Source organism: Arthrobacter sp. TmtSoilC79, from assembly GCF_059739405.1.
In genome coordinates this window covers 178,931-189,813 of record NZ_AP046052.1, presented here as the reverse complement: position 1 = coordinate 189,813, position 10,883 = coordinate 178,931, and the positions used below count along the sequence as shown (strand labels likewise).

10 protein-coding genes are annotated in these 10,883 nt (G+C 56.2%); 8 read left to right on the top strand and 2 right to left on the bottom strand.

Annotated features, from left to right (window positions below; genetic code table 11):
- Positions 1-18 precede the first annotated feature (18 nt).
- From AC6JA3_RS22610 to AC6JA3_RS22595, 4 genes are all read left to right on the top strand, one after another.
- Positions 19-414 carry a hypothetical protein gene (locus tag AC6JA3_RS22610; RefSeq protein ID WP_497920797.1) on the top strand — a complete coding sequence of 132 codons (396 nt, stop codon included), beginning with the start codon at positions 19-21 and terminating at the stop codon, positions 412-414.
- Positions 415-446: 32 nt separating this feature from the next.
- A complete protein-coding gene (locus AC6JA3_RS22605) occupies positions 447-998 on the top strand; it encodes a hypothetical protein (RefSeq protein ID WP_497920796.1) in 552 nt (183 codons plus the stop codon).
- Between the two features lie 208 nt (positions 999-1,206).
- Positions 1,207-1,638 (top strand): helix-turn-helix domain-containing protein, encoded by a 432-nt coding sequence (locus AC6JA3_RS22600; protein ID WP_497920795.1) that lies wholly within the window; start codon positions 1,207-1,209, stop codon positions 1,636-1,638.
- Positions 1,639-1,908: 270 nt separating this feature from the next.
- On the top strand, positions 1,909-2,811 hold the full coding sequence (locus tag AC6JA3_RS22595) for a DUF3039 domain-containing protein (protein WP_497920794.1): 903 nt from the start codon (positions 1,909-1,911) through the stop codon (positions 2,809-2,811).
- A 218-nt stretch (positions 2,812-3,029) separates the two neighbouring features.
- Here AC6JA3_RS22595 and AC6JA3_RS22590 read toward each other — a convergent pair whose 3' ends face one another.
- Positions 3,030-4,046, bottom strand: coding sequence for a hypothetical protein (locus AC6JA3_RS22590; protein WP_497920793.1), 1,017 nt, complete (start codon positions 4,044-4,046; stop codon positions 3,030-3,032).
- A 717-nt stretch (positions 4,047-4,763) separates the two neighbouring features.
- Between AC6JA3_RS22590 and AC6JA3_RS22585 the strand changes: the two genes are divergently transcribed.
- The 4 genes from AC6JA3_RS22585 (at position 4,764) to AC6JA3_RS22570 (ending at position 9,940) form a co-directional block, all read left to right on the top strand.
- Entirely contained in the window at positions 4,764-5,069 is a 306-nt protein-coding gene (locus AC6JA3_RS22585) for a PadR family transcriptional regulator (protein ID WP_497920792.1), read from the top strand.
- Between the two features lie 280 nt (positions 5,070-5,349).
- On the top strand, positions 5,350-6,177 hold the full coding sequence (locus AC6JA3_RS22580) for a DNA-methyltransferase (RefSeq protein WP_497920791.1): 828 nt from the start codon (positions 5,350-5,352) through the stop codon (positions 6,175-6,177).
- Positions 6,174-8,090 (top strand): McrB family protein, encoded by a 1,917-nt coding sequence (locus AC6JA3_RS22575; protein ID WP_497920790.1) that lies wholly within the window; start codon positions 6,174-6,176, stop codon positions 8,088-8,090. The genes AC6JA3_RS22580 and AC6JA3_RS22575 overlap by 4 nt, the downstream gene beginning before the upstream one ends.
- Positions 8,091-8,092: 2 nt before the next feature.
- A complete protein-coding gene (locus AC6JA3_RS22570; protein ID WP_497920789.1) occupies positions 8,093-9,940 on the top strand; it encodes a DUF2357 domain-containing protein in 1,848 nt (615 codons plus the stop codon).
- Here the strand turns inward: AC6JA3_RS22570 and AC6JA3_RS22565 are convergent.
- Entirely contained in the window at positions 9,912-10,874 is a 963-nt protein-coding gene (locus tag AC6JA3_RS22565) for a PGN_0703 family putative restriction endonuclease (RefSeq protein ID WP_497920788.1), read from the bottom strand. The genes AC6JA3_RS22570 and AC6JA3_RS22565 overlap by 29 nt on opposite strands.
- Positions 10,875-10,883 lie beyond the last annotated feature (9 nt).

The following is a 10,883-nucleotide window of genomic DNA, read 5'->3' as shown; positions in this document are numbered from 1 at the left end:
GAGCGAGAGGAGGCCTTCATGGGGTACCAATTCACCAAGGGTCCTGTTTCAACAGGGAAGTCCATCCAAGAAATCGGAGCCGTGGTTCAGGAAGTCGGGCAGGAACGCCGGTTCATGGGCATTTTGCGGCGCATGGGAACCAGTTCCTTGAGTGAAGGGCAATACGGACCTTTTGCCCCTCAAGCCGATGATGATCCCTTCGCTTCTGCTGGCCCTAGCCCAACTTGGAGCGTGGGTTGGCGGTGGAGCCATTCAGTGACGAACTCAATGAACATGACCCTGAACCAGGGATATCAGGTCATCTTTGACGTTTTCGATGAGCATCCGATCCGGTCGGTTCGCGCTAAGGTAACTGGTTTTGGCCAGCGCAAAGAAATTGAACGATTCGTCCAGTACGTTTTCGACCAACTGTAGTGGAGCCAAACGGGGAATTCTCTAGGCTTTTCGTGCAGCTTCTACGCGACGCCGGGCTCCCAGTCGCTGTCGTAGCCGGAGTAGGGACCCTGATCGCGCTCTTTCAGTTCGGGAAAGTACTGAGCGATAACAACTTCAAAGCTGAACACGGTGTAGTGCGGGCGTTTGCGGGTTCATCCCGCCGCGTTCGCGCCTACGCGCTGTTCGTCATTTCCCATGCTGTTGCCGTATCGGTCACTCTGGCCGTGGCCATCTCACTTACGGCCAGCCCCATCGTCACTCAATTCTTAGGAGTCGAACAGGCGGCTGTCATTCAGCGGGTTCAGGCAGCAATCGCCGCGTACTTCCTGGTCATTGATTGGTGGAGCTTTAAGATGGGTGACACCCTGCCCATTGTGGCTGCAACGCTCATTGGATGGGTGGGAGGCTTTCTCGTCCTGGCCTACGGTGCGCTCCAGGCGCTGGTGGCGGAGTCTTGGAGTCCACTCATTCCGTGGGGCATCCTCACGTTCTTCTGGTTCAAGGGATTTGGTTGGGCATCCTCGTCCGGCGCTGGTCTGGCCCGCGCCCTTCAGAACCCCTAGATCTCCAGCTTCACGACGTACATACCCTCTGCTCCATCGATCTGACACGCCGCCGCACCACGGAAGAGGGCATGGCGTGCCTTCAGGCCTAGACCTTCCGGTCGCCCAGAAAGAGAACTTGAAAGTTGCCAAACCAAAGCCTTCTAGTTACACTTAGAGCAGTTATTACACATATGTCAGTTATGGCCTCCTCTACTCAGGTGATCTCATGCACACACTCGAAGCTTCGAAACTAAGTTCTCAAGAACTGACCGAGGTGCGTGAATGCTTGTCTCATCTTGAAGGCAACAGCACGGCTACGGCGTTTTTGAAGATGCTTTCCGCTTTGGAGCAGGGCGGTGTAGTAACCGTTAGTGAAGATGGCGACGCCGAGATCTCGCCCCAGGAGGCCAGCAAGCTACTGGGCATAAGCCGGCCGTATCTCTACAGGCTCCTTGACACCGGCGTGATACCCGAACAACCTCGGGTAGGGACCCACAGAAAGATCAAAATGCGCGATATCCGTGCTTTTCGCACCAACCGTGAACTCGCAAGCCGTCAATTCGCTGTCGATCTTGCGCACACTCAGCAAGCTAACGACCAGCTAGTTCGTGATGCAGCCAAAGTCAGCGACGAAACCGCAGCTAAGTTCGGTTTCTAGGGTTTACCGACTGCTGGACTCTAACGTCTGCTAAGCCAAGCTTTTGTCGGGTAAGAAACACGACGCCTAGGAGTTCCCAACAACATTAGGAACAACTAAAGTTGCGGCATGTCTCGATCAGATAGTGACGGTTGCCGACCCACCCTACGGGTTCTGCGTGAGTGTCTTAGCAACCCGAACGACTGGGAGGATCCTGAGCAATGCCGCTCGATTGCAAGGAATGACTTCAAGAGTGTCATACCTTTGTCCTCACTGAAGCACCCTGCAGTCATGGCAGGAAAATCCCTCACCGTCAACGAGGACTCCGGCGCCAACCTCACCATCTTCAAACATTCAATTCGGGCTCGGTTGCAAAGCATCTGGAAAGAAGTCCGATCGGAGCAATGGCGAGGTTTGGTGACCCAACCGGAGACTGAGTCGCGGTGGTGGCTGTTACATGCAGGACTTAAACGTACCGGGGATAGATCCAATGTATATGACCAGGTGGAGCGGCTAAGCGAAGCGGAAATTAAGTCGCTCTACCCTGTCCAGGATGATCGCGATTTACTTGCTCTAGAGACGTCCGCGATGGCCAATCGGCGCTGGCGGATGGACTGTCTGACTACTTTGATTGACGCAATTGCTAGCGCTGCCAACGCATCGGAAAGGCAGTATCCGGCTGAACTGCCACCTCCTCCCGGTCGAACCGTTTCCCCGCTCAACATAGAGGTTGAGCTGGTCCGGCTCGACTATGAGGAAGATCCCACTTTCGAGACACCGGTCGAAGTCTTGCTTTCGCTTCGTCTCCTGGATTGGGATGATGACGTGATTCGCCAAGCGGTCGTGCCGCAGCTTGTTGGATTCATGGATCCCCAGAAGGAGCGGTGGTCAGTTCATACGGTCGAGGGAAAAATGACGGTCTACTCGGTGGAAATCACCGAAGTCCGCCTATCTCAACTGACGGCAGCAGTGGAGCTGGGAGCGATGGAGGGAGCCTCCTTGGCCGGCGCCATTGTCGCTCCCACAAATAACAGTGCGCACTATGTTGCAAAGTCCACTCTCGTTGAGGCATACGTCGATGGCATGGAAGTAAGGGCGCTTTGCGGACAGTGGTTTGTGCCAACTCAGGATCACACGGAGAAGCCAGTGTGTTTGTCTTGCGAAAAGGAGTTCGCCGAACTTCCGTCCGAATAGGGGCAGGCGGCTCACCGCTCAAGGAACTGATACGCGACGCGTTCGAGCATGGATGCGCCTAGCTGGAGACACCTAGTTCGGCGTCTTGCATTCCGAGATCAACTGGCCAACCCCAAGTTTCGACCCACCGATGACAGTCTGAAGGATCGAGCCGTTCGTCCACTTACGCACGAAAACGAACGATTCCGTGCAGGGTTGTTGGCTCTCGGGCCTACGGATCAATCCCTGTCAGTTTTGAGCGCGTCGCGGACTCTGTCTTTCAGTTTGGATGACCCCATACGTGGTTCCCATTCCACGAGACCAATATTTTCTGGCAGTGAGTATTTCAACTGTTTACTGGCATCCCTTGGCGGTGTAACTATTAGGCCTTTTCCTGCCCCATGGCGTCGCATCAGCTCTTGAAGCTGGTTAGCCACCCGCTCGAGCATGCGATCCCCCGAGACAGACAGCTTTACTTCCAGGAGGACAGTCTCGGATCCCACCACAAGCACGGCGTCGGGCTCCCCGGCAGGGCTTGGCAGAACCCAATCAATCGACTCATAGCCCTGGTGCCGTAGCGCTTTCAAAACCTCTTCCTCGTAGGCATAGCCATCCAAAACTTCCCGGACGGGTGTTCTCGAAGCCGATGACTCGGGAAGCAAGTCCAGTAGGCTGCGGAGTGATTTCGCATCCGCTTTTAGCCCGTCCGATCCAGACGTTTGGCTCTTGTTAGATGAAGGTTGCTTGCCATCCAAGAAGTCTTGCAAGTAGTGCTCAACAATTCCTGCCACGGCGTCGTGTTGGAACGGGGTCCGGGCGGATTCCGAAAGAGACGAGATCAAGGCATTAGCGAACGGCATTGGCAACTGAGTTTCCTCGTCCGCCGACATGAGCCTGTCTGTCACCCACTCAAACTGCTGCCACCAGGCATCATTTTCAGCTTTGTCCTTTGTCTGGGCCAACTGCTCTCTCACGGCATTGGTACCGATGATCGCGGCTGTCAGGGCAAAGAAGCCAGCAATCGCCGGACTGGTGAAGAACTTAGCTCCGAATGAGACCCAGTCCTGCGGTGGCCTCCAAAGAAGCAGGAGACAAACAGCCTGCACTGTTCCCACGACCGTCAGAGCAGCCACGTACCAAGGGAAGAGTGCTTTGGCTATCTGTCGGAGTGTCCGCCCGAATCGCTTGGTGCGCGCCCATTTTTCCGTCGGGGGCTTTTCCCTGGGGTGGCCCTCCACCGTGGCTGTCTTGTTCATTCGGTTGAGTTTAGATGTCCTTGCATTCGTCTGGAGACCTGAACGCTACTAAGTAAGGTGGGGGCATGGGTGAACCAGCGCTGCTCGGACGCGTGCACCAGAGCCCTCACGGTCACGGGTGGTTCTGGTTGCTGGCCGTCGTATTCACGATTGCCGCAACTGGATCGCTCGTGCTAATGGTAGTCGATCTGTTGATCGGCCCCCCGGCTGCGGGCGATCTTTTCATCGTGTTGCTCAATGCTCTAGCCGCAGCAGTGCTTTGGCGAGAGGCTTCTAATCAGGCGCGCACATAACGCAGGCTCCAGCTGCGCCGGTGACCTGTCCGTAAGTGCACGAGTACGACCGTTTGCGTGCTAGGCGGCAATGCCTTCGGCACGGCAACCCGCTCCCCCGCCTCAAACTCTCTCGGGGCCGTCGGGCATAACGGCCGACTATGAGTCTTCACCGAAGAACCGGTGCGCTGTTTTGAACGGGATTCTTGGTGGGATCGGCGACGGACCGCGCCAGCAGACGTCGGGAACATCGTGGACATCGGATTCTGGAGGATTCAGGTCAGGCTCTCTGCGAACTCAACAGGTCTGGGAACAGCTCTCCTATGCGGAATTAGGCCGAGACGCGCGTCGCTCAGCAAGCGGCAGCTTGGACGATGGAAAGACACGAGATTCCTGACTCGCCTCAACTAGTAAGAAATTACTCTACCTAGGTAGAGTATGAGTTATGAGGAAGACGCAGACACTGGTCCAGGTGGCAGCCGCACTCATGGCCAATCCTCAACGAAGGCATTGGGGCTACGCGCTGTCGAACGAATCAGGCGTACGTTCCGGTGCACTTCATCCCATTCTCCACAGAATGCTCACCGAGGGCTGGCTTCAAGATGGGTGGGAAGACATGTCAGAGGCAAGCGGAACGCGTCCCCCGCGGCATTACTACAAATTGACCGAAACAGGCCATCTTCAACTGGCTGCTCTTCTGGAGGACGCCCGCTCGGAGCCTCGATTCAAATTCCTGCAGGGTTCTCAGTGATGGCGCATCCCTCAGCCGCATCTACACGTTGGACCAAAAGATGCCACCCAGACCGGTCGATAAGCTTGAACGTTTCGTTAAGGAGATTTGTACATTGATGCCTCTTAGTTCCACGGTCATCCCACCTAGTCGGGTGTCAATGCACAAAGGTGTACTCAAGAAGACGCCTGCTAATCGGGCTCTCCACCCAGTACCTACGTCCCAAGCGAGTTTCAATGACTCAAGGATCGTTGAAGAGGCGCACTTTTCAGATGAGAGATCGGTCATCCTACTGGGCGACGTGAAGGAACGGCTGAAGTTTCTCGCTGAGCAAGGTCTTCAGGTCGACACGATCGTGACGTCGCCGCCGTACTACGGTCAGCGCGATTATGGCCATGATGACCAGCTTGGGTTGGAACTACATCCTCAGCAGTTCATCGACGAACTCATTGAGGTCTTTGAGCTCTGCAAAATCGTACTCAAAGACACTGGGTCTTTGTGGATTAATTTGGGCGACACCTATTGGAGCGGCAAGGGGGCGCATAAAAGCGGTGAGAGCAAGCAGGGAGCCCGGAGATTCGGCATCCGGCCCCAAGACCGCCCGGGGGATGGCCTCTGGGCGCGTCCGAAGCAGCTTCTCCTCATTCCACACAGGCTGGCGATTGCTCTGCAAGATTCGGGCTGGCTCGTCCGCAACGACAACATTTGGATCAAACCAAACCCCATACCGGACCAAGTGCGTGACCGGTCTTCCGTCTCCCATGAGCACGTTTTCCACCTGACCAAGAACCGCTGGTATTACTACAATCGGCATTTGGTCGGCCGGACCATGGATTCTGGCAAGATCCTGCCTCCTCTTGACACTTGGTCAGCCGCAACGTCGGCGGGCGGATCCTCGCACAAGGCTTCGTTCTCAGAGGACCTCGTGAGGATACCGATTCTTGCCACAACCCCTCCTAATGGCGTGGTACTGGATCCGTTCAACGGCTCAGGGACGACTATGACCTTCGCCAAGAAAAACGGTTACCGGGCCGTGGGCATCGACATAAGTGCCCACTATTGCGAGATCGCTCAACGACGCCTAATGGAAACTCCGGCTCCTGCTCACACCGAGGGAGCAGCTGAGTGAGCATCTATCTCAGTGAAGAACGGATGAAAATCGCAGTCCAACGTTTGGGGGTGTGCTCAGCCCACTCCCGGTTGACGGACTACCTGATATTCCTCAGAGCTCTAACCATCGCGAAGACGGCGGAGGGCACAGAGAATCCCTCTCCGACTGTCGTGACAGGACTCCGCTCGCAATATTTCGTCCAGGCAATCAATGAGTGGGCGGCAAGGACCCCAACGCTATGGGCCGCCCGCGTGCCCGACTTCAACAGGTTGACCCAAGAAGCCAACCCCTACTTCACACCAATCGCCGCAAAGAGGGATTCAACCAAGGGTTACAAGACCGGAAAATATCCCTCGAACGGCCCGTCCGACACTGTCGCCGGCTGGCAATCCCAGAAGGCGACACCCTTTGTACTTGTTCAGGGAACTAGCCCTAAGGAATACCGACATGCTGAGCTGACAGATAATGAGCTCAGGACGATGTTTACCACTTCCGGGGCTCAGCAGAACTTTTCGGGCGAGCTACCGAGGCTGTCAGATGTCGCAACTTGGTGGTTTCGGTTCACTGATCTAGAACTGCGCTTCGGCCGCGAACCTTCATATGAGAAGCTCACGGATGGATTCAAGAAGGACTTCAACCTCGCGGATCTGGAAGTGTCAGCGCTCTTCTTCGACGATGCAACCGAGCAAACGCTGTGGACGGACGAGGTGTCCGCAGTATCCGATTTTGCTGACCTTATGGCTGAACCCACACAATATCTCCCCCCTGCAGCTCACAGGACAGCTCGCGCAGCTAGGCCAAACCAAAACTCGTCAGCTAAGGCAACGCCCACAGACCCGCTGCCTGTCGAAGACCTGCACACCTATATTCGAAGCCGCGGGTTCAACTTCGAGCCATGGCAGATTGCTACCTACGTTTCGGCAGTTCGCACAAAACCCTTCGTCATACTCGCCGGCATTTCTGGAACCGGGAAGACCAAACTCCCCCGCCTCGTTGCGGAAGCAACGGGTGGCACCTGCGAGACCGTGCCGGTTCGTCCCGACTGGCACGACAGCAGTGATCTGCTGGGCTATGTGGGGCTAGGCGGAGAGTTCCATCCTGGGCACCTGCTGCGCTTTGCCAAGCGCGCGATCGAAAATCCTGACCAGCAGTTCTTTTTTGTCTTGGACGAGATGAATATCGCCAGGGTCGAGTACTACCTAGCCGAGGTCCTAAGCCGGCTTGAGGAACGTAGCCGCAACGAGTCGGGCAGCCTTCAGTCTGAACCATTCTTCAGCAATCTTTCGGGGACGGCAGCTGACGAATGGGCTTCTGTCGGACTACCCGGCAACCTATGTCTAATTGGCTCCGTAAACATGGACGAAACCACCTTCGGTTTCTCGAAGAAGGTCCTCGACCGGGGCTTCGTCATAGAATTTTCCACCGTTGATCTCTCCCTCGTAGACCAAGCAGATGCCGGTGTGGAGCCTCTGGCCCCGTGGGGCAGCAATATCTGGGAACAGTCGGCGCTAAGCCTGCCCGAGCACCACCTCAGGGATGATCAAGAAGTCACGCGGGTCATCGAAGCTCTGACGGTAGTCAATGAGTCTCTTTCAAATGCGCAGCTTCAGGTGGGCTACAGGGTAAGGGACGAGGTAGCAATCTTCTGCCTCGAGGCCCAAAGGTGCCCAGATCAATTCGCGACAACAACTGCCGGCACAGTTGATCCATTGGACATTGCAATAGCCATGAAGGTGCTCCCTCGCATCCAAGGCAGCGGGGTCGTCATTCGCAAGTTGCTGGAATCACTTCTGGATTGGGCTTCCGCTACCGAAAACCGCACCGAGGATCCCGGTACGGGATTGTCCAACGGCTTCCCGTTCTGCGAAGAACGGCTTCAACTCATGCAGCGTCGGTTGCAGGACACCGGCTTCGCTAACTATTGGGTGTGACAGTGAAATCAGATCGGCTCTTACGCATCGCCACCAGTTTTGTGACGGTGGAGATCAGGGGGCCGAGACAGGCTCGCTCGGAGATCAATCGTGAAGATCTCGACCGACTGCCCTTTCTCACCGCAGTTGCTTCCGGCGAGGTCAGAGTCCAGGGGGGCGGCCAAACCGGATGGGACGTGACCGACGAGGATTTTCAAGCACCAGCATTTTTCGAAGACTCTCTTTATAAGGTCCGTATAAAGTCGCTGGTTCCCGGAACGCTGCCGAAGGCGATCCACCGGGACCCGCTTTTGTTCCAAGGGCTCGACACCTATGAGGATGAGGACTCTCTGACCGGCCCGTTCTCCTTCGGCCGGCAAGTAGGACTATGCACATTCGCTGTCCAGGTTGGTCGGGAGTTCTTGAACATCACCTTGGAGGTCTTTCCGACCAAGCTGGACTACGAAAACGACTATGACCGCTTGCTGTTGGACATTTCCAGCGCTTCCCGTGCGCTGGCCCTCGAATATTTGAGAGCAACTTATCGAAGCAGTTCGCGCACCGATGTCAGCGACGGATCACAACTCGACTGGCTGATTCTCCTCCGGAACGAAGCCAGCAGGCTGCAGGCAGCCGTACGATACATCGATGCGCACCCTCAGCGGTCGCTCTCGCGAGGCATGTCCTTTAGGCGCATCGAAAAGGTGCGAGCACACGATACTCGGGCCCGGAAGTCCATCATGTCCCAATCCGGTGTTGGCGCTTGGACCGAAATTCCTGGCGTTGGGGCTTCCCGACGAATCATTCAAGGAATCGAGCCGGTCGAAACCCTGGACACTCCGGAGCATCGCTGGCTCAGGTTCTCGATCCAGACCATCGGGCAGCAATTAGCTGCCATCGAGGAAAAGCTCACGTCTAACATTACAGATTCCCGCCGAAGGCATAGGAACGTATCGCTGCGGTTAGCAGCTGAACGGGACGAGATCTCACGGATCGGCCAAGTCTTATGGGAGCTTGTGGAACTCCCTGTTTTCGCTGGGGTGATATCACTCCCTCCTGCCGGGTTCAGTTCGCTTCAGATGCATACGGCGGCTGGCTATGGGGATGCGTTCCGGTCGATCATGGTCCTTCGGCAAGGGTTGGAAGTCACCTCCCCCGGTGACGCGCTTCATTCACTGAGCGATCTCCACGAGCTCTATGAAGCTTGGTGCTACATCGAGATTGTAAGAAGTGTCCTGAGCATTACAGGAGGAGAGTGCGAACTCGGTGATCTGTTGCAGACAACGGATTCGGCCCTGCGTGTCCAGCTCAGGAAGGGGACCCGCAGCTCAGTAACTTTCGATCATGGTCACGGCAAGCTTGATGTCTCCTACAACATGACATTTGGCGGCCTTACGGGGTCGCAAAAGCCTGATATCGTCCTTAATTTCCGCCGCAAGGGATGGCCGGATCTGATTGTCGTGCTTGACGCCAAGTACCGGGTCGATGCAACTCACGAGATGGTGGAGCGGTTCGATATGCCGGCCCCTCCTGCTGATGCCATCAATGCACTGCACCGATACCGCGATGCCATTACCTTGCTTTCAGTAGATGGCGGCCGTACACGGCCAGTGGTCAAAGGTGTGGCTTTATATCCCCTGGGCACCGGAGACAGCTCACCATACGAGAAATCGCGACTGGCCGAAGCCCTGAGCAGCTTGGGGATTGGTGCGATACCGTTTCTTCCAAACAACACAGGGTATGTCGAGGAGTGGCTGAGGTCGCTCTTGCTCATGAATCCGGAAGAGCTGTCTCAGCCTGGTCCTCCCTTCAGCGGAACCGAGCACCTTCACCAGCAGGCCATCAGGAGCGCCCGGAGACTCGGGAATTAGTAAACAGCTTCCACCAGTCTTCGCTACCCGTTTCGTTCGCGTAGCGCGCTCTGAGGGTCTCCACGATCTGTAGCTGTTGCACACTCGCTGTGTCAGCCATATGGTCACAGAGCTCGGTAAGCGTGAGGCCGGCTGCGGTCGTAGGATCAGCCAGCTTGGCCTGGTAGCCAGCCACGAGTTGGGCAGCACGAACATCTCTTTCGTGGTGGACGACGACTAATGTCGTACGCAGCGAACCCGTTGAGTGCTCAAGCATCGCCGCTCCCAGCGCATGGCATCTGACTAGCTGGTTGAAGCTACGGTCCGCGGCGACGTCATCAAAGTCCGTCCATATTGCCGTTTTCGCCGCCAAAGCCTGATAGGTAGGTCGGTCGGCTATTCGAACGTCTCGGCTATTAAAGCGATCGGCATACTTGAACTCTAGGACTACGGCCTCATATCCGGTCCTGCACCGCAAGATAAGGAAGCCGTCCATCCTCGTCATGTCACCGAGGAACCTTGACCGTTGACTCGGTGCATGTTCAACTGCAGCGTAATCGACATCAAGAATGTCAGACCGATCCAAAGCAGAGGAAAGCACGTTTACTAGCCACTGCGGCTCCGCAAAGAGCGGCGCCAAGACGTTGAGTGTCAGAGCTTGGCTCGATGTCAGGTACCGGGTGCACCTAACAGGGTCGACTCCCCACCCTTGGGTTCTTCTCTGTTCATATAGATGTTCAGCCGTTAGGGTGGTGAAGTTCCGTCCGTCTCCCGCTGACGCGATCGGCAAGATGCTGCCCAGAGGACGCGATGCTGGCGCGGGAGTGCTACCGAAACCTGAAATTCCGAGGACTTCAGATCGGTACCAGGACTGATGGAAACGCAGTCTCTTTAAGAGTCCTGTCTCCCCAGGGAGCTGCGGTCCAAGGCGGTCTAAGGGGGCGGAAAGCGACATGGGCTACCG